General features: G+C 67.5%; 17 protein-coding genes. 9 read left to right on the forward strand and 8 right to left on the reverse strand.

All coding sequences use genetic code 11. The features are described 5' to 3' along the window. Positions 1-13: 13 nt before the first annotated feature. The 8 genes from oadA (at position 14) to RCF34_RS13585 (ending at position 8,186) form a co-directional block, all read left to right on the forward strand. Entirely contained in the window at positions 14-1,819 is a 1,806-nt protein-coding gene (gene oadA, locus RCF34_RS13550; protein WP_308708622.1) for a sodium-extruding oxaloacetate decarboxylase subunit alpha, read from the forward strand. Between the two features lie 147 nt (positions 1,820-1,966). Further along, positions 1,967-2,098 carry a hypothetical protein gene (locus RCF34_RS13555; RefSeq protein ID WP_308708623.1) on the forward strand — a complete coding sequence of 44 codons (132 nt, stop codon included), beginning with the start codon at positions 1,967-1,969 and terminating at the stop codon, positions 2,096-2,098. 210 nt (positions 2,099-2,308) lie between these two features. Beyond that, positions 2,309-3,202: a metal ABC transporter substrate-binding protein gene (locus RCF34_RS13560; protein WP_308708624.1), complete on the forward strand. Its 894-nt coding sequence runs from the start codon at positions 2,309-2,311 to the stop codon at positions 3,200-3,202. Further along, entirely contained in the window at positions 3,199-3,960 is a 762-nt protein-coding gene (locus RCF34_RS13565) for an ATP-binding cassette domain-containing protein (protein ID WP_308708625.1), read from the forward strand. Before RCF34_RS13560 ends, RCF34_RS13565 begins: the two co-directional genes overlap by 4 nt. Beyond that, positions 3,960-4,814, forward strand: a complete 855-nt coding sequence (locus RCF34_RS13570) for a metal ABC transporter permease (RefSeq protein WP_308708627.1) — start codon at positions 3,960-3,962, stop codon at positions 4,812-4,814. The genes RCF34_RS13565 and RCF34_RS13570 overlap by 1 nt, the downstream gene beginning before the upstream one ends. After that, positions 4,814-5,659: a metal ABC transporter permease gene (locus tag RCF34_RS13575; protein ID WP_308708628.1), complete on the forward strand. Its 846-nt coding sequence runs from the start codon at positions 4,814-4,816 to the stop codon at positions 5,657-5,659. Before RCF34_RS13570 ends, RCF34_RS13575 begins: the two co-directional genes overlap by 1 nt. Positions 5,660-5,725: 66 nt before the next feature. After that, a complete protein-coding gene (locus RCF34_RS13580) occupies positions 5,726-6,160 on the forward strand; it encodes a CBS domain-containing protein (protein WP_308708629.1) in 435 nt (144 codons plus the stop codon). An 82-nt stretch (positions 6,161-6,242) separates the two neighbouring features. Next, complete coding sequence (locus RCF34_RS13585) at positions 6,243-8,186, forward strand: TonB-dependent receptor domain-containing protein (protein ID WP_308708630.1); 1,944 nt, start codon at positions 6,243-6,245, stop codon at positions 8,184-8,186. Between the two features lie 416 nt (positions 8,187-8,602). Here RCF34_RS13585 and RCF34_RS13590 read toward each other — a convergent pair whose 3' ends face one another. The 5 genes from RCF34_RS13590 to RCF34_RS13610 form a co-directional block, all read right to left on the reverse strand. After that, a complete protein-coding gene (locus tag RCF34_RS13590; protein ID WP_308708631.1) occupies positions 8,603-9,958 on the reverse strand; it encodes an ATP-binding protein in 1,356 nt (451 codons plus the stop codon). Further along, positions 9,955-10,683, reverse strand: a complete 729-nt coding sequence (locus tag RCF34_RS13595; RefSeq protein ID WP_308708632.1) for a response regulator transcription factor — start codon at positions 10,681-10,683, stop codon at positions 9,955-9,957. Before RCF34_RS13595 ends, RCF34_RS13590 begins: the two co-directional genes overlap by 4 nt. Before the next feature lie 67 nt (positions 10,684-10,750). Next, a complete protein-coding gene (locus tag RCF34_RS13600) occupies positions 10,751-11,416 on the reverse strand; it encodes a GNAT family protein (protein ID WP_308708633.1) in 666 nt (221 codons plus the stop codon). Continuing rightward, complete coding sequence (locus tag RCF34_RS13605; RefSeq protein ID WP_308708634.1) at positions 11,413-11,862, reverse strand: GNAT family N-acetyltransferase; 450 nt, start codon at positions 11,860-11,862, stop codon at positions 11,413-11,415. The genes RCF34_RS13600 and RCF34_RS13605 overlap by 4 nt, the downstream gene beginning before the upstream one ends. A gap of 14 nt (positions 11,863-11,876) precedes the next feature. Further along, entirely contained in the window at positions 11,877-12,509 is a 633-nt protein-coding gene (locus tag RCF34_RS13610) for an FMN-binding negative transcriptional regulator (protein ID WP_308708635.1), read from the reverse strand. A 90-nt stretch (positions 12,510-12,599) separates the two neighbouring features. Between RCF34_RS13610 and RCF34_RS13615 the strand changes: the two genes are divergently transcribed. Further along, entirely contained in the window at positions 12,600-14,015 is a 1,416-nt protein-coding gene (locus RCF34_RS13615) for a PLP-dependent aminotransferase family protein (RefSeq protein WP_308708636.1), read from the forward strand. A 9-nt stretch (positions 14,016-14,024) separates the two neighbouring features. Here RCF34_RS13615 and RCF34_RS13620 read toward each other — a convergent pair whose 3' ends face one another. Genes RCF34_RS13620 through RCF34_RS13630 form a run of 3 tightly spaced genes read right to left on the reverse strand, consistent with a single transcriptional unit; the run spans position 14,025 to position 17,794 of the window. Next, on the reverse strand, positions 14,025-15,032 hold the full coding sequence (locus RCF34_RS13620) for a hypothetical protein (protein WP_308708637.1): 1,008 nt from the start codon (positions 15,030-15,032) through the stop codon (positions 14,025-14,027). Further along, positions 15,032-16,891, reverse strand: coding sequence for a hypothetical protein (locus tag RCF34_RS13625; protein WP_308708638.1), 1,860 nt, complete (start codon positions 16,889-16,891; stop codon positions 15,032-15,034). The genes RCF34_RS13620 and RCF34_RS13625 overlap by 1 nt, the downstream gene beginning before the upstream one ends. 12 nt (positions 16,892-16,903) lie before the next feature. After that, positions 16,904-17,794, reverse strand: a complete 891-nt coding sequence (locus RCF34_RS13630; protein WP_308708639.1) for an SH3 domain-containing protein — start codon at positions 17,792-17,794, stop codon at positions 16,904-16,906. Positions 17,795-17,797: the final 3 nt, after the last annotated feature.

Below are 17,797 nucleotides of genomic sequence, written 5' to 3' on the forward strand. Positions count from 1 at the left end.
GGACGACAGAACAATGAAAAGCATCCAGATCACCGACACCATCCTGCGCGACGCCCACCAATCGCTGCTGGCGACCCGCATGCGCACCGAAGACATGCTGCCGATCTGCGCCAAGCTCGACCAGGTCGGCTACTGGTCGCTGGAAGTCTGGGGCGGCGCCACCTTCGACGCCTGCGTGCGCTTCCTCAAGGAGGATCCCTGGGAGCGCCTGCGCCAACTACGCGAGGCGCTGCCCAATACCCGGCTGCAGATGCTCCTGCGCGGCCAGAATCTGCTCGGTTACCGGCACTACAGCGATGACGTGGTCGAGGCCTTCATCGAACGCGCCGCAGCCAATGGCACCGACGTCTTCCGCATCTTCGATGCCATGAACGATGTGCGTAACCTGGAAACCGCCATCCGCGCGGTCAAGGCCAGCGGCAAGCACGCCCAGGGCACCCTCTGCTACACCACCAGCCCGGTGCACAGCGTGGCGGCCTTCGTCGACCAGGCGCGGCGCATGGCCGACCTGGGCGTGGACTCCATCGCCATCAAGGACATGGCCGGCCTGCTGACGCCCTATGCCACCGGCGAGCTGGTCAAGGCGCTCAAGGAGGCCCTGACCCTGGACGTCGTGGTGCACTCCCATGACACCGCCGGGGTGGCCGCCATGTGCCAGCTCAAGGCGGTGGAGAATGGCGCCGATCGCATCGACACGGCCATTTCCAGCCTGGCCTGGGGCACCAGCCACCCGGGGACCGAATCCATGGTCGCGGCCCTGCGCGACACGCCCTACGACACCGGCCTGGACCTGGAACTGCTGCAGGAAATCGGCCTGTACTTCCATGCGGTGCGCAAGAAGTACCATCAGTTCGAAAGCGAATTCACCGGGGTCGATACCCGGGTGCAGGTCAACCAGGTGCCGGGCGGCATGATCTCCAACCTGGCCAACCAGTTGCGCGAACAGGGCGCCCTCAATCGCATGAACGAAGTGCTGGAAGAGATCCCGCGGGTGCGCAAGGACCTGGGCTACCCGCCCCTGGTGACGCCGACCTCGCAGATCGTCGGCACCCAGGCTTTCTTCAACGTCCTGGCCGGCGAGCGCTACAAGACCATCACCAACGAGGTGAAGCTCTATCTGCAGGGGCGCTACGGCAAGGCGCCGGGCGCGATTTGCGAGCAGCTGCGCAAGCAGGCCATCGGCCAGGAAGAGGTCATCGAGGTGCGCCCGGCCGACCTGCTCAGCCCCGAGCTGGCCCGGCTGCGCGCCGAGATCGGCGACCTGGCCAAGAGCGAAGAAGACGTGATGACCTTTGCCATGTTCCCCGACATCGGGCGCAAGTTCCTCGAGGAACGCGCCGCGGGCACCTTGGTGCCGGAAGCCTTGCTGCCCATGCCGTCGGCCGATGGCGTGGCCGCGGTGGGCGGCCAGGGCGTGCCGACCGCCTTCAGCGTCGACGTGCACGGCGAGACCTACCAGGTGGACATCACCGGCATCGGTCTCAAGAGCGAGGGCAAGCGGCACTTCTACCTGTCCATCGACGGGGTGCCGGAAGAGGTGGTGTTCGAGGCCAGTGGCGACTTCGTCGCCGAGGGCGCTCAGCGGCGGCGCCAGGCGGAGCGGCCGGGCGACGTCAGCACCACCATGCCGGGCAACATCGTCGAGGTGCTGGTCAAGGAGGGTGATCGGGTCAAAGCGGGGCAGGGCGTGCTGGTCACCGAAGCCATGAAGATGGAAACCGAGATCCAGTCCCCCATCGCCGGCACCGTCACCGCGGTACGGGTGGCCAAGGGCGACCGGGTCAATCCGGGTGAAGTCCTGATTGAAATCGAAGGCTGAGATCCCTTCGATTTCCCTCGGGGGCCACTAGGCCCCCTTTTTTATGGGCGGCTTCTATCCGATCGATTAGTAAAAAGCACTAACACCTCTCGATAGGGTCTGCTATTTAATATAGCCAAGGCTATAACGATCCCGGGAGGATTCGCGATGCTGAAAGATCTCAAGAGACGCGCCCTGCGTGGCCTGCTGGACAAGCTGATCGACCAGCCTGCCGAACGTCGTCCGCTGGATGCGCAGTCCGAGCGCTCGCGCAGCATGACAGCCCACGCCGCTCACTGATCCCTGCTGATCAAGAGAGGCCGCCTGGCCTCTGCAGCCCTCATCAGCGCCCTTTTACGTTCTGAACGAGGGTTACGTCCGAACGAGGCGCTTTCCCTGTTCACCTCTGTCCTTTACCCCTCTCATCCCAGGTTACAAAGTCTTCCTGCACCTCTGATAGGTTGTGCTATCTAATTTAGCCAAGGCTATAACCACCGAGAGGCGGGCCGCATGCTAGAGAAGACGAGACGCTGGACCCTGACGGGTCTGCTGGGATTGCTGCTGGGCAACGCCGCCCAGGCCGCCGAGCCGTTCAAGGTGGTCACCACCTTCACGGTGATCGCCGACATGGCGCGCAACGTGGCGGGCGACGCCGCGCGAGTGGAATCCATCACCAAGCCCGGCGCCGAGATCCACAATTACCAGCCGACCCCGGGCGATCTGCTCAAGACGCGCGATGCCCAGCTGGTGCTGTGGAACGGCCTGAATCTGGAGCTCTGGTTCGAGCGCTTCTTCAGCCGCATGAAGGCCGTGCCCAGCGCCGTGGTCTCCCGCGGCGTCGAGCCCATCGCCATCGCCCAGGGCCCCTATGCCGGCAAGCCCAATCCCCATGCCTGGATGTCACCCCGGGCAGCGCTGATCTACGTCGACAACATCCGTGATGCCCTGGTGGAGCACGACCCGGCCCGGGCCGAGACCTATCGCCGCAACGCCGAGGCCTACAAGGCGCGCATCACCGCCACCCTCGACCCGTTGCGCCAGCAACTGCAGGCGATTCCCGAACAGCGGCGCTGGCTGGTGTCCAGCGAGGGCGCCTTCAGCTACCTGGCGCGCGACCTGGGGCTGAAGGAGCTCTATCTCTGGCCGATCAACGCCGATGCCCAGGGCACGCCGCAGCAGGTCCGTAGGGTGATCGAGACGGTGCGCGCCGAGCGGATTCCGGCGGTGTTCAGCGAAAGCACCGTCTCCGCCGCACCGGCCGAGCAGGTGGCGCGGGAGAGCGGCGCCCGCTACGGCGGAGTGCTCCATGTGGATTCCTTGAGCGCGGCCGACGGGCCGGTACCGACCTATCTCGATCTGCTGCGGGTCACCACCGAAACCCTGGTGAAGGGGCTGGCGCCATGATCGCCCTCGACGCAGTCAGCGTGACCTATCGCAACGGCCATACCGCCTTGCGCGAGGCCAGCCTGGTGGTGCCTGGCGGTTCCATCACCGCCCTGGTGGGGGTCAATGGCAGCGGTAAGTCGACCCTGTTCAAGGCGATCATGGGCTTCGTGCCGGTTCGCTCCGGCCAGGTGCGGATCGCTGACCTGCCGGTGACCCAGGCGCTCAAGCGCAATCTCGTCGCCTACGTGCCCCAGAGCGAAGACGTGGACTGGGACTTTCCAGTGCGGGTGGAAGACGTGGTGCTCATGGGTCGCTATGGCCGGATGAATTTCCTGCGCCTGGCGCGCGCCGCCGATCATAGGGCGGTGGACGCCGCCCTGGCCCGGGTGGGGCTGACCGAGTTGCGCAAACGGCAGATCGGCGAACTCTCCGGTGGCCAGAAGAAGCGGGTCTTCCTCGCGCGCGCGCTGGCCCAGGACAGCCGGGTGATCCTGTTGGACGAACCCTTCACCGGGGTGGACGCCACCTCCGAACGGGCCATCATCGAGTTGCTCCAGGCCCTGCGCGCCGAGGGTCGCTCGATGCTGGTGTCGACCCATGATCTGGCCAGCATCGAGCGCTTCTGCGACCGCACCGTATTGCTCGATCGCACCGTGCTGGCCCAGGGGCCGACGGCCGAGGTCTTTACCCGCGAGAATCTGGAACGCACCTTTGGCGGCACCCTGCGCCTGTTCGAGGCTGGCCAGGCGGAGCCGCGGCGCCGGGAGCGTGCCTGATGGAAGGGCTGCTGGAACCCCTGGCCTACGGCTACATGAGAAATGCCCTGGGTGCGGCGGCGCTGGTGGGCGGGTTGTGCGCCTTCCTCTCGGCCTACCTGATGCTCAAGGGCTGGTCGCTGATCGGCGATGCCCTGTCCCATGCCGTGGTGCCCGGCGTAGCCGGCGCCTATCTGCTCGGCCTGCCGCTGGCCCTGGGCGCCTTTCTCGCCGGCGGCACGGCGGCCGGGGCCATGCTCGGCTTGCGGCACTACACCCGGCTCAAGGAAGACGTCATCATCGGGCTGATCTTCAGTGCCTTCTTTGGCGGCGGGCTGTTCCTGGTCTCGCTGGCGCCGGTCGCGGTGGACATCCAGACCATCGTCTTCGGCAACATCCTGGCCATCACCCCCGAGGCCAATCGCCAGTTGCTGATCATCGCCGCCATCTCCCTGCTGGTCCTGCTGCTCAAGTGGCGCGACCTGCTGCTGGTGTTCTTCGACGAAGGCCAGGCGCGCGCCTGCGGCCTCAATCCCACCCTGTACAGGCTGCTGTTCTTTACCCTGCTGGCCCTGAGCACCGTGGCGGCCATGCAGACGGTGGGCGCCTTCCTGGTCATCGCCCTGGTGGTGACGCCGGGGGCGACGGCCTATCTGCTCAGCGACCGCTTCTCCCGGGTGGTGCTGATCAGCGTGGCCATCGGCGTCGGCAGCGGGCTGCTGGGCACCTATCTCAGCTACTTCCTCGACGGCGCCACTGGGGGCTGCGTGGTGGTCTTGCAGACCCTGATCTTCCTGCTGGCCTTCGTCCTGGCGCCGCGCCACGGCCTGCTGGCCAACCGCCACCGGGCGCGGCAGACGGCGGAGGCGGGCTGATGGACTGGTTGCGGCTGACCCTGGAAATCGACTTCATGCGCCAGGCGCTGCTGATGGCCGTGCTGGTAGCGATCCCGACGGCGCTGTTGTCGTGCTTTCTGGTGCTCAAGGGCTGGGCGCTGCTGGGCGACGCCATCGCCCATGCGGTGTTTCCCGGCCTGGTGCTGGCCTCGGCGCTGGGGGCGCCGCTGGTCGTGGGCGCCTTCGTCGCGGGGCTGGGGTGCGCCCTGGCCACCGGCTATCTCAAGCGCCACAGCCGGGTGAAGCAGGACACCCTGATGGGCGTGGTCTTTTCCGGCATGTTCGGCCTGGGCCTGGTGCTGCACGCCAGGCTGCCCACCGAGCTGCACCTGGACCACATCCTGCTCGGCGATCTGCTGGGGGTGACGCCGGAGGCCTTCTGGCAGATGGCGGTGATCGCCGCCCTGGTGGTACTGGCGCTGGCCTGCCGCTGGCGCGACCTGCTGGTGCTGGCCTTCGATGCGGCCCAGGCACGGGCCCTAGGCCTGCGGGTGGAGGTGCTGCACTACGGCCTGCTCGGGCTTATCGCCCTGACCGTGGTCGGCGCCCTGCAGGCGGTGGGCATGGTGCCGGTGGTGGCCTTGCTGATCGCCCCCGGTGCCACCGCCTTTCTGTTGACCCGTTCCTTTGGCTGGATGCTGCTGGTGGCCACGACGCTGACCGTGGCGGCGGCCCTGGGCGGGGTGCTGCTGAGCCTGGCCTGGGACAGCGCACCGGCGCCGACCATGGTGGTGTTGCTGACCGCGGGTTTCCTGCTCGCCTTGACATGGCGCCTGTGGCGGGATCGACGTCGCTCGGGCGATAAGGGCGTTCAATCGGCCTGATGTAATCGGTTGACTGGCCTGGCCAGGCGCTCCCGGTCACGCTCGCCTTCCCTCAGGAGAACAATTATGAAAACCGTTGCCCAGTTACTCGCCGCCAAAGCCCAGCAGGACGTCTACACCACCATGCCGGAAGCCTCGGTGCTCGAAGCGCTGCAACTGATGGCCGACAAGAACGTCGGGGCGCTGCCCGTGATGCGCGGAGGCGAATTGGTGGGCATCGTCAGCGAGCGCGACTATGCCCGCAAGATGGTGCTACAGGGGCGTTCCTCCTACGCCACCCCGGTGAGCACCATCATGACCGCCGCGGTGATCATCATCCTGCCATCGCAGAGTGTCGCCGAGTGCCTGGCGCTGATGACCGAACATCGCCTGCGTCACCTACCGGTAATGGGTAACGGCCAACTGATCGGCCTACTGTCCATTGGCGACCTGGTCAAGGAAATCATGGTCGAGCAGGCCGCGCTGATCCGTCAGCTGGAAGGCTACATCCGCGGCGAGTGAGGGCAGCTGTCCCAACCTGTCCCATTTTTCGTAACGCCAATCATTACCATCCGTGCCCTTTCCCGTCTGGAGGGCACGCTGCATGGCAAGGTTGCAACGCTTCATCCCCACGCCCCTGGCGCTCGGCCTGGCTGTGGCCAGTCTGGCGATCCAGGCCGAAGAGGTCACCGATCTCGACACCACGGTGGTCACCGCCTCCGGCTTCGAACAGCGGCTGGAGGACGCCCCGGCCTCGGTCACGGTGATCGACGCCGAGACCCTGCGCAAGCGCCCGGTGCGCGACCTGGGCGATGCCCTGCGCGACGTCGAGGGCGTGGTGGTCAACGGCGCGGCCAACGAGACCGACATCTCCATCCGCGGCATGCCGGGGGACTACACCCTGATCCTGGTCGACGGCAAGCGGCAGAGCGCGCGGGAATCTCGGGTCAACGGCAACCGCGGCTACGAGCAGAGCTTCATCCCGCCAGCCGCGGCCATCGAGCGCATCGAGGTGGTGCGGGGGCCCATGTCCTCGCTGTACGGCTCCGATGCCATCGGCGGGGTGGTCAACATCATCACCAAGAAGAATGTCGCGCAGTGGCATGGCTCCCTGACCACCGACTACATAGCCCAGCAGCACAAGGATCAGGGCAATTCGCGGCAGGGCCAGTTCTTCCTCGGCGGCCCGCTGCATGCCGACCTGCTCGGCCTGCAGCTCTGGGGTCGCTACCTGGATCGCCAGGCCGATGACGACGTCCAGCAGACCCAGGGCTTCAGCAAGGCGCGCCACCGCGACCTGACCGGGCGTCTGGTGTTCACCCCGAACGAGGATCACGAGATCCTGCTCGAAGCCGGCCAGACGCGGCTGCGTAACGGCGATGGCCTGAGCAATGACTGGGCGACTCGCCAGCAGGACAATGACCGCGATCACTGGTCGCTGAGCCATACCGGGCACTGGCAGGGTGGGATGCGGTCGGACGTGTCCCTGGCGCATGAGGAAACCTCTCGCGAAGGTCTGGCCACGCCGGCGCAGACCGATGTCTATGGGCGCAAGCCGCAGGTCGAGAACACCGTGTTCGACGCCAAGCTGGTGACCCCCCTGGACGACCACCTGCTCACCACCGGTCTGCAATACAACCGCGGCGAGGTGCAGGACTGGAACCAGGGGCTGAACGATCGCCGCCAGTATGCCTTCGCGGTGACCCAGCAGGCCTTGTTCGCCGAGGACGAGTGGGCCATCACCGACAGCTTCGCCCTCACCGGCGGGCTGCGCCTGGATCACCATGAGCTGTACGGCAATCATTGGAGTCCGCGGCTCTACGGGGTCTGGCATGCGACCCCTGAGTGGACCTTCAAGGGCGGCGTCTCGCGCGGTTTCAAGGCGCCGGAAATCCGCGCCGTGGCGCCAGGTTATGCCTATCTGCGGCGCAACCGCTTCGTCATGCTCGGCAATCCGGAGCTCAAGCCGGAAACCAGCACCAACTACGAGGTGGCGGCGCTCTGGTCCAACCGTCGCAATCTGGAGGCGGCGGCGACACTGTTCTACAACGACTTCCAGGACAAGCTCTCCACCGTCACCACCACCCAGCGCTGGAACAACTACATCCGCATGGATCGCATCAACGTCGACGAGGCGGTGATCCGCGGTGTGGAGCTCAGCGGTGGCTGGGATATTACCGAGGCCCTGCGTCTGGGCGGCAACTTCACCTATCTCGACTCGGAGCAGCGCAGCGGCCCCAACCAGGGTGCGCCCCTGGCCCTGACCCCGGAGCGCAAGGCCAACGTCCGCCTGGACTGGACCCTGTCGGACCGGCTCAATCTGTGGACGGCGCTGGATTACTACGGTGAGGAATACGACGCCACCCTGACCGGCGAAGCGGCGCCGGCCTATACCACCTGGGATGTGGGCGGCGGCTTCGTGGCGACGCGCAACCTGAGCTTCAATGCGGCGATCCGCAACCTCAGTGACCGCCGCCTGGACGACGAGACCTATGGCACGGTGAACTACGGCCGGCATCTCTGGGTGAGCGCAACCCTGAGTTTCTAGGGGGACCTGGATGCTCCACGTGGAACCTCTGCGTGGTAAGCGCACGGTCGCTGTCGGAGTCGTAGCCTGGAAACGGCGTAGCCTTTTCCACCGGGTAGTTCGCTGCGAGGCGCGCCTTCACCCCAGCCCTCTCCCAAAGGGAGCGGGCTGGCCGAGCAGGCGTTCATCTCCAACACCAGCAAGATCCTGACCGATCATGGTGTCGCCACCTTGGAAGCCACTGTCTTGGCGCGACCAGGGTGGTCCGCCGCTATGGTCGCTTTGGCCTGGACTATCGCGGCCATGGACCGCTCCTGCAGCCTCCGACGTAACCGTAGGAGCGACCGCATCGGCGGACCGCCCTGGCCGCGATCAGCTGAGAGGATTCAAACGTCGAAGCCCGGCAATTGCCTGCCCACGCAAAGGCCGTTGGGCTGCTAGGTGGCCGACGGCAGCAGGATCCGGGCGCAGAGGCCGCCTTCCGGGCGATTGTGCAGGTGCAGTTCCCCGCCATGGGCGAGGATGCAGGCGCGGGCGATGGCCAGGCCCAGGCCCAGGCCGCGGGCGGAGTCCTGCCCCGGGGGCCGGTAGAAGGGTTCGACGACCTGCTCCAGCTGATCCTCCGGCAGGCCGGGGCCGTCATCGAGGATGTCTAGCCGGAGTAGCTGTGGCGCGGGACGCGACAGCTCGAGCGTAGCGCTGCCGCCGTGGTGCAGGGCATTGTCGAGCAGATTGCCCAGGGCACGCTTGAGCGCCAGCGGGCGACCCCGTAGCGGGACCGGTCCGTCCTCCGGCCAGGTCACCGGTTGGCCCAGCGCCCGGTAACGCTCGCGCAAGTCCTGCAGCAGGGCGCTCAGGTCGATACCCTGGTGGGCTTCGGTCTGGCGCTCGCCACGGATGAAATCCAGGGTCTCCTGCACCATGGCGTCCAGCTCGCCCAGGCTTTCCTCCATGTCGTCGCGTTCGGCCGAGGGTTCCAGCAGGGCCAGCTGGACCCGCAGCGCGGCCAGCGGGGTATTGAAGTCATGGCTGATGGCGGCCAGCATGCGCACTCGATCGTCCAGATGGCGCAGCAGCCGCTCCTGCATCAGCTCGAAGGCCGCGGCCAACTCCCTGGCCTCGCGCGGGCCCTGGCGGACCTCCAGTCGACTGCGCTCGCCCCGGCTGAGTCGCTCGGCGGCACGGGTGAGTCGTTGGAGCGGCCGTACCAATTGGCCGATCAGCAGCCAGGCCAGCAGCAGCACCGGCAGGGCACCCAGCAGCAGCGACCTGCCCAGGGCGGTCAGCCAGCCGTCGCTGCGCGCTGGATACTGCACGGCATTGAGCCAGCGACCGTCCGGCAGGAGCACGCTGCTGCGCAAGCGCAGGGGGGCCCAGCCGGCCGGGGTCAGCGGTGAGGCGCGGGCGGCGTCGCCCGCGAGGCCTTCCAACTGCATCACCAGGCCTTCTTCGGCTTGCCCCAGGCGTCGCGCTAGATCCCGGGTCAGGCGGCGTTCCTCGGCGAGCATGGCGAAGGGCGCCACCTCCGGCGTCGCGGCGACCCAGACCTGCGCCGGTGACTCGGCCAGCACCCGCAGCAGGGCTTGTGCCTGCGCCACCGGCAAGCGCTCGACCGCGGTACGGGCTACCGCCAGGCGCTCCAAGGCCTGACCATAGGACAACGGATGGACCAGCGAGCCGGTCTGGTGCAGGACCAGTGCCGCGGTCGCGTGCGCCAGCAGCAAGACCGCGCAGAACAGCAGACAGAGGCGGGGCGTGATGCCTTGCAGCCAGCGACGCCAGGCGGCAATCATGGCCCGTCCAAGGCCTCTACCGGGCAGTCCAGCAGATAGCCGCGGCCCCAGACGGTCCGCAGTGGCGACTCGCCGGCCGGATCGGCCAGGCGCAGGCGCAGCCGGCTGACCTGGCGATCCAGGCTGCGGTCTTCCAGCGCGCGATCGGGCGGCCGTACCTGGTGCAGCAATAGATCACGATGCAGCACGGTCCGGGGCTGACACAGGAAGGCCAGCAGCAGGCGAGCCTCCGCCTGGCCCAGGCGGCGGGTGCTGCCGTCGGCGTGGCGCAGGCATTGGGTAAGGGGGATGTAATGCCAGTCGGCGAAGCGATAGGCCGCCGCGGGTGTGGGTTCGACCGCGACGGTTGGCGTGGTCGCCTGGTAGCGCCGGTGCAGGGTGCGAATCCGCGCCACCAGTTCGCGCGGTTCGAAGGGCTTGGTCAGGTAGTCGTCGGCGCCCTGTTCCAGGCCCAGCACCCGATCATCCACTTCGCCCCGGGCGGTGAGCAGCATCACCGGCGTCGTGTCGCGCTGGCGCAGCTCACGGCAGAGACTGAAGCCGTCGCCATCCGGCAGCATCACGTCGAGGACGATGACATCGAAGCGCTGCTGCGCGAGCAGCGCCTTCATTCGGGTGGCATCGGCCGCGGTGGTGGCTTCCAACCCCTGACGACGCAAGTAGATCGCCAGCGGTTCGCGCAGCTTGCGGTGGTCGTCGACGAGCAGGACGTGGATGGCGGTCACGGCAATGGAGACTGATGGTAGCAACCCCTCTAGGATAGCGCTTTGTCCGCTTCGTTGGTATTGCTTCTCATTTGCCAGCCGCGACAGCCAGGGCGCTCAACTGACGACCTTCGGCATCGAAGTTCTCCGCCGCCAGCCAGCGCCTGAAGCCTACGTCCACCGCGGGCCATTCGTGATCCAGCAGGCTGAACCAGGCAGTATCGCGGTTGCGACCCTTGACCACCCGGTGCTGGCGGAACAGGCCTTCAGGGCGCATGCCCAGCCGCACCGCGGCACGCTTCGAGCGGGCATTGGCATCGTCGCACTTCCACTCCAGGCGCCGATAGCCCAGTGCGAAGGCCTCCTGCATCAGCAGATAGAAGGCCTCGGTGGCCAGGGGCGTGCGCTGCAGGCGCCCGCCAAAGGCGACATGGCCGATCTCGATGCTGCCGTGTTCGGGAACGATGCTCATCAGGCTGAGCTGCCCCAGGGCGCGGCCGTCGCGGGGATCCACCACGGCATGGAACAGCGGATCACGACCCTCTGCCAAGCCCGCCAGCCAGGTGTCGAAGGCGGCCCGCTCGGTGAAGGGCCCATAGGGCAGATAGTCCCACAGGGCCGGATCCTGGTCGTGCAGGGCCTGCCAGAGATCGGCACCATGGCGCTGCGGGTCGAGCGGTTCCAGGCGTACATGGCGACCCTGCAGCAGGCGGGGCTGAGGCAGATGGGCCGGGGTCCAGTCGAGAGGGGTCATGTCCTGTCTCCCAGCAGGTGGCGGTACTGGATGAAGCCGGAGCGGGTGGCGATGCGATCGTAGAGCTGGCGTCCCGGGTAGTTGGTCTCCTGGGTCAGCCAGTGCACCCGGTCGCAGCCGTCCGCTTCGGCGCGGGCATAGACGTGCTCGATCAAGGCGCGGCCCAGACCGTTGCCGCGATGGTCTTCGGCGACATAGAGATCCTGCAGGTAGCAGTAGTCGGTCTCGGTCCAGCAGGACGGGTGATAGATGAAGTGCACCAGGCCCAGGGGCCGCTCGCCGTCCCAGCCCAGAGCACCGTGGACGGGTTCGCTCGGATCGAGCAGGCGTTGCCAGGTGCGGGCATAGGTGGTTTCCGGCAGGACGGTCTCGTAGAAGGCCAGGTAGGCCTGCCACAGCGCGTGCCAGGGGGCGTGATCGGCTTCGCTCAGGGGGCGGATGGTCATGGGTGGCTCCAAGGTCAGGCGGGAGAGGGGATCAGGGCGGCCAGGGCCTGGTCGCCGGGTACCGGGCTGGTGGCCAGACCCTGGCGGACGCCTTCGCGGTCGGCGGCGGTGCGATTCTGGCTGAGCTTGGCGATGCCCTGGAGGCTGTCCAGCGGCAGGCGCAGACCACGGATGGCGCGCAGCATGCCCTGCACATAGTCGGCCGGCGCGTCCGCGACCTGCCAGGGCCGGGCGCGCCCGGCTTCGTGCTGGTCGGTGAGGCGCTCCAGCAGCTGTAGTAGGCGCTCGGGGTCATCGAACACCTCGACCATGCCGCGGGCGTGCACGGCCTGGTAGTTCCAAGTCGGCACCACCCGGCCATGCTCGGCCTTGCCGGGATAGAAGGCGGGGCTGACATAGGCCTGAGGCCCTTGGAACACCGCCAGTGCCTGTCCCGCCTCGAGCAGTGCCTGGGCCTGGGGATTGCTGCGCGCCAGATGGCCATAGAGGGTGCCATAGGGGCCCTCATCGGGAGCCAGCCAGAGCGGCAGATGACTTACCAGCGGACCGGTCTCGGTCTGGCTGATGAGCAGCGCCAGGGCGTGATCGCGCAGGTGCTGGTGCAGCCTGGGCAGGTCGTCGAGACAGAAGGCGGGATTGGGATACATGGGCAGGAACTCCAGCGACGTCCGGCCATGCTAAGGTCGACTTTGGCTCCCTGTAAGAGCCAATTCTCATGACTTTCAGGGTGCCAATCCATGCTGGGATTCGAGCCGTCGGGGCTGTTGCTTGAGTCGGGTCAGGGTCTGGCGCGCCAGCTCTACCAGGGCCTGCGCAGGCGCATCCTGGCCGGGGAGCTGGGCGCCGGGGTAAGGCTGCCGGCCAGTCGCGAACTGGCGCGGTTGCTGGGTATCTCGCGCAATACCGTGACTGCCGCCTACGAGCAGCTCCTGGCCGAGGGTTTTCTCGACAGCCGCCTGGGCGACGGCACCTATGTCGCGCCCGTGGCCCAGGCGTTGGCCGCTCCCGAAGCCACGGCCAGGACCGCCCCCGTGCCCCTGGCCAGCGTGCCGCCCGGCGCGCCGTGCGCCTTTCGGGTCGGCCTGCCGGCGGTGGACCTGTTTCCCTTCGCCACCTGGGCGCGGCTGCAGCAGCGTTTCTGGCGCCAGCCGGAACCGGCGCTGCTGGGCTACCGCGAACCCGGCGGCGAACCGCGGCTGCGCCGACTGCTGAGCGCCTACCTGCGCCAGGCGCGGGGCCTGGTCTGCGCACCCGAGCAGATCCTCATCACCAGCGGCGCCCAGCAGGCCATCGAACTCTGCGCGCGGTTGCTGCTGGCGCCCGGAGCCCTGGCGGCCATGGAGGATCCCGGCTATCGCGCCGCGGGCCTGGCCTTGCAGAGTGGCGGGGCGCGGTTGCAGGGCGTTGCGGTGGATGGGGCCGGGCTGGTGGTGGAGCAGCTAGCAGGGCGGCCGGACTGCCGGCTGGTCTATGTCACCCCGTCGCACCAGTATCCCACCGGCGCGGTACTGTCCCTGCCGCGGCGCCTGGCGCTGCTGGACTGGGCGCGGCAGGCGGACGGCTGGATCGTCGAGGACGACTACGACGGTGAGTACCGCTACCAGGGCGCCCCGCTGGCACCCCTGGCCGCGTTGGATCGCCACGGCCGGGTGCTCTATGTCGGCACCTTTTCCAAGATCGCCTTTCCCGGCCTGCGCCTGGGCTATCTGGTGGCCCCGCCCGCGCTAGTGCCGGCGCTGCTAGAGCTGCAACGGGCCGGCATCCGTCATCTCGACAGCGCCACCCAGACGGTCATGGCCGATTTCATCGAACAGGGCCACTTCCAGCGCCATATCCGCCGCATGCGACGGGCCGCGCGCAATCGCCGCGATACCCTGCTGGCCGGCTGGCCAGAGGTTGCCGGCTGCGCCCCGCCGGGCGTCCCGGTGGCCGGCCTGCATCTGTGCCTGCCGGTCACCCACCTGGCCCGCGAAGCCGAGCTGGTGACCCGGGCGGCCGCGGTCGGGGTGGAGCTCAATGCGCTGTCGCGCTACTGGCTGCCCGAGGGCCCGACCCCGCCCGACGCCCGCGCCGGACTGGTGCTGGGCTTCGCGGCGGTGCCGGAGGCGCGGATCGTCGAGGCGCTGGCCAGGTTGCGGGGGGCCTGGGCCTGAGCGCTGCCGTCAGAGGCTTTTCGACTCCAGGTTGAGGCGGTCCAGCAATCCGGCGGCGCCTGCAGGATCCAGGGCCGCGGTCAGCGCGACTTCCAGGGTATCGCCCAGACGCACGCGTTCCTGGGGCGCAAGGCTTACCCGCAGACCGTCTTCCTCCCCGGAGGCCAGATCGACCAGGCCTTTGCAGAGGTCCTTGCCGCGCGCACCCAGGTTCTGGAAGTCCTGCAGGCAGTCATTGCGCTGCTGCTGGTGCGCGGCGGCCAAGGCCCGGTCACGCTGCTTGTCGAAGTCGCCCGCGGTAGGGTCGAGCGGCAGGTAGCGACGGGTCAGGGCCAGGCTGCGCTTGAAATAGCCCTGATCCTTGACGTCCACCTGCAAGCCCTTGAGCTCGGCGCGTTGCGCGCTCTGCTGCAGCTTGCCCAGCAGGCCGAAGGATGACAGCAGACCGCGCTGGCCAACCTGCTGGCCATTTTCGGCCATATCACTCAGGTCTTCGGCCAGGCGGCGAACCTGCGCCAGCGACAGGCTCGCCTCCACGTCCAGCAGCTCCGGCAGGTCCAGGGTCAGGCCGATGTCCGCCAGCTCATCCTCGACGTTCCATTTCAGCCGGCCGGAAAAGGGCGCCAGTTCGGCACGTCCGCTGGCGAGCAGCAGACCGCCAACCAGAGGCAGGTGCAGCGCCGTCGAGCGCCCCTTGGCGTCGGGTGGAAAAGCCACGCCTTCGAACTGGACATCGGCCCGGCGGTGAGCGGGTTCGTCCTCGAGGTCGGAGAGGGTCAACTGGGCGATGCTCGGCCCATCGCTGATGCGCACCTCGTGCAGCTCGATCGTGCCGCCCAGCGGTGAGGAGGACAGCGACTGCCAGCTGATCCTGTCCTGCAGGCGGTGTTCGAACAGCCAGTCGCGCAGACGTCCATCGGCGACATGAGCGGCGTAGGCCTTGAGACCGAAATAGCCACCGACCACCACGACCAGCGCCGCACCGGCCAGGAGTTTGACATTGAGAGTCCGTTTCATCAGAAGCGCTCCTCGCCGAGACCGGCATCCTTGAGCTGTTGGCGGGCCGCCTCGGGGGTCCAGGCGGGATCTTCGAATTGCACCCGTGCCAGCGCCAGGGGATCGCGCAGGTCGCTGCAGCCTTCGCTGGTGCAGGGCTGCACGACCTTGGCCGTCAGGTGCGTCAGGGGTAGGTCGTCGACATCACGTGCCTTCGGATCGAGCTGCAGGGTGCCGCTCAGGACATACCAGCCGGTCTTGGCCGGGGCGCCGGTTGGTACCTGCGCCTGGATCGGATAAGGATAGTCGAGGGTCCAGCCGTCGCTATTCGTCTTGGTGACCCTGGCGATCAGGCGTACGGGATGGGTAGCGCCACGCACCAGGTCGCCATAGTCGCCACCACTGCCCGGCATGTAGTCCACATCGTTGACCTGACTTGCCAACAGTCCCTGCGGATTGGACCGGGCCTGTTCAGCCAAGGCTTGGTAGAGGCCTAGTTGCTGGCGGGCTTTGAACGCAACCTGCAGTCGGGCCTGCTGGGCTTCACGCTCCCGCTCACGTGCGGCCTGCTCGCGCTGGCGCACCTGCTTCTCGTCCCAGCGGAAAAGGTAGTTGGTGGCCTGTTCGGGATTGAATTGCCAGGCCTTGTTGCGCCAGTTCTGACCGATGGCAACCTCGTAGAGCCAGTAGTCCTGGCTGACCTCGCCGCTATCCCATGGCTGTTGCGTAGAGCCTTTGTGGAAATCCCGCATGGCAAGAACGGAGAATTGCTGGATGCCTGTCTTTAGTGCCGAGATCTGGCGCTGGATCTGCTCGATGATGGGCTGGATCCGTGAAAGCTGGCGGAATTGCTCGCTATCGGCTGTCACGAAGAGGACCGTTGGATAGTTCACCAGCCAACCCCGCTGATAGGAGTAGCGCAGCCGCAAGAGGCTGTAGCTGGCGGTGGCCGGGTCGCTAGCCAGCAGGAACAGGGCGCGCTTCTGATCATCGAAACCGACAAACCGCAGGGGAGGCAGGGGGTCGTCCAGCGGCAGTCCGTTGAGGAAGAAACCCTTCCAGCGCTGCAACTGCTTGCCGTCGCTCCGCTCCAGGGCGAGCTCACCCTCGCCCTGGGCCAGGCCGTTCTCGCAATGGATACCACTGGAGCGAACCTGCAGGTAGCGGCTGTCTTCCTCGACCTTGAAGGGTACGCGGAAGGCGCAACCCTGGCTGTCCTTGAGGGCGGTGATGAAGTCGCTCTTGGCCAGTTCGGCTTCGCCATCGCCCGGGCGCCAGCCGGCGACATCGAAATCGGTGGCGATCTGACCGGCAGGCGCCTCGGCTGCTGCAGGTGCAGGCTCGACCTTGGCCGGCGCGGCAGGTGCCGACTCAGCAACCGGGGCCGGCGGAGCTGCGGATGCCGGTGCCTCTGGGACTACCGGCGGAGTGGCGGGCCTGGCCGTCTCAGGCGCCGCCGCAGCGGGCGCGTCGGCAGGCGGCGTCGCCTTGGGCGGCTCGACCGGGACTTCGGCAACGGCAGGCGCTGTCGTCAGCGCAGCCGGATGCTGTACCTGCGCCGTCCAGGCCGTGGCCTTGGTGGCCGTGCCGTTCAGCCGGGCGTCGGTGGTGCCGGTGGCCGTCCAGTTCAGGCGTTCGGCCTGGTCGCACTGCTTGCCCAGCAGCGCGCCGATCTTGGGCATCAGGCGTTCGACGGCAACGGCCTCGGCGGGCTTGCCATAGACGAAGCGCAGCGCCAGATCGGGCGCGCACCAGGCGGCTGCAGAGTGATCGACGAAGACCTCGACGTCTTCGGCCTTGGAATAGGCGAGGCGAGTGCTTTCGGCCTGGGCAGCCGTGGCCGTGGCCAGCAGCGTCAGGGCCAGCAGGGTGGGTTTCATGGTCATCCTTCCTTAGATCAGTTCCCAGGCACCGTCAGCGGCCTGGCAGGCCTTGGTGGTCTGCTGATCCTGCTGACCGTCCTGGCTCAGGCTGTAGTTCAGGGTGCGGCAGGTGGTCTTGGCGGCGACCTTGTCCTGCACCGGCGCGGCATCGAGATCGGCGGCGTCGAGGTCCACGCCCTGCTGCTTGGCGCTGGCCACGTCCAGGGCATCCAAATCGACCGCGGGCGCTGGCTGAACCTGGGTCTTGCCAGCGGTCGCCACGTTGGCGGCGGTTGCGGGAGTGACCAGGGGCGCATAGACATAGCCGATGGTCACGCCCTTGCGGCCCACGGCGATCCAGTCGTTGCCGGTACGGCCCAGGGCGGTGAAGCGCGTACCCGTGGGCAGTCCGCCGACCTTGGCGGCATTGTCGTTGGGTGCGGCGCGCAGATTGGCCGACTTGATCGACTGATAGGGCTTGTTGAGCAGGGTCAACTGCTCGACCTTCTGCACCTTGGGCGTGCGCTTGACCGCCACCTGGCGGGCTTCGGTCTCGGTCGCCACCGGCACGATGCGGGCGGTGGCGCCGCTGTGGTCGGAGGTCCAGGTGGTCACCTGACCATCCTGGGCGTGCTCCAGCGCCTTTTGCGTCTGCACGGCCAGGGCCTCGCGATCACGCTGGTCGAGCTTGGCCCCGAGGGTCTTGCCCAGGGCGCCACCGGCGAGGGCGCCGGCCAGCATGGCGGCGGTACGGCCACTGCCACCACCGATCTGGCTGCCGATAAGGATGCCGGCCGCCGCCCCGACCACGGTGCCGACGTTTTCCTGATTGAGCCATTCGTTCTGCGACAGGTTGGAGCAGCCGGTGACGGCGAGGCTGCCACCCAGGCAGAGAACGGCAAGGCGATGACGAGGCTTCATGAC

The organism is Pseudomonas sp. 102515, from assembly GCF_031085165.1.
Taxonomy (GTDB): domain Bacteria; phylum Pseudomonadota; class Gammaproteobacteria; order Pseudomonadales; family Pseudomonadaceae; genus Chryseomonas.

What these genes read in the sequence shown, in the direction of transcription:
- oadA (WP_308708622.1), top strand. Translation starts at nt 14, where the DNA reads ATGAAAAGCATCCAGATCACCGACACCATCCTGCGCGACGCCCACCAA.
- RCF34_RS13555 (WP_308708623.1), top strand. Translation starts at nt 1,967, where the DNA reads ATGCTGAAAGATCTCAAGAGACGCGCCCTGCGTGGCCTGCTGGACAAG.
- RCF34_RS13560 (WP_308708624.1), top strand. Translation starts at nt 2,309, where the DNA reads ATGCTAGAGAAGACGAGACGCTGGACCCTGACGGGTCTGCTGGGATTG.
- RCF34_RS13565 (WP_308708625.1), top strand. Translation starts at nt 3,199, where the DNA reads ATGATCGCCCTCGACGCAGTCAGCGTGACCTATCGCAACGGCCATACC.
- RCF34_RS13570 (WP_308708627.1), top strand. Translation starts at nt 3,960, where the DNA reads ATGGAAGGGCTGCTGGAACCCCTGGCCTACGGCTACATGAGAAATGCC.
- RCF34_RS13575 (WP_308708628.1), top strand. Translation starts at nt 4,814, where the DNA reads ATGGACTGGTTGCGGCTGACCCTGGAAATCGACTTCATGCGCCAGGCG.
- RCF34_RS13580 (WP_308708629.1), top strand. Translation starts at nt 5,726, where the DNA reads ATGAAAACCGTTGCCCAGTTACTCGCCGCCAAAGCCCAGCAGGACGTC.
- RCF34_RS13585 (WP_308708630.1), top strand. Translation starts at nt 6,243, where the DNA reads ATGGCAAGGTTGCAACGCTTCATCCCCACGCCCCTGGCGCTCGGCCTG.
- RCF34_RS13590 (WP_308708631.1), bottom strand. Translation starts at nt 9,958, where the DNA reads ATGATTGCCGCCTGGCGTCGCTGGCTGCAAGGCATCACGCCCCGCCTC.
- RCF34_RS13600 (WP_308708633.1), bottom strand. Translation starts at nt 11,416, where the DNA reads ATGACCCCTCTCGACTGGACCCCGGCCCATCTGCCTCAGCCCCGCCTG.
- RCF34_RS13605 (WP_308708634.1), bottom strand. Translation starts at nt 11,862, where the DNA reads ATGACCATCCGCCCCCTGAGCGAAGCCGATCACGCCCCCTGGCACGCG.
- RCF34_RS13610 (WP_308708635.1), bottom strand. Translation starts at nt 12,509, where the DNA reads ATGTATCCCAATCCCGCCTTCTGTCTCGACGACCTGCCCAGGCTGCAC.
- RCF34_RS13615 (WP_308708636.1), top strand. Translation starts at nt 12,600, where the DNA reads ATGCTGGGATTCGAGCCGTCGGGGCTGTTGCTTGAGTCGGGTCAGGGT.
- RCF34_RS13620 (WP_308708637.1), bottom strand. Translation starts at nt 15,032, where the DNA reads ATGAAACGGACTCTCAATGTCAAACTCCTGGCCGGTGCGGCGCTGGTC.
- RCF34_RS13625 (WP_308708638.1), bottom strand. Translation starts at nt 16,891, where the DNA reads ATGAAACCCACCCTGCTGGCCCTGACGCTGCTGGCCACGGCCACGGCT.
- RCF34_RS13630 (WP_308708639.1), bottom strand. Translation starts at nt 17,794, where the DNA reads ATGAAGCCTCGTCATCGCCTTGCCGTTCTCTGCCTGGGTGGCAGCCTC.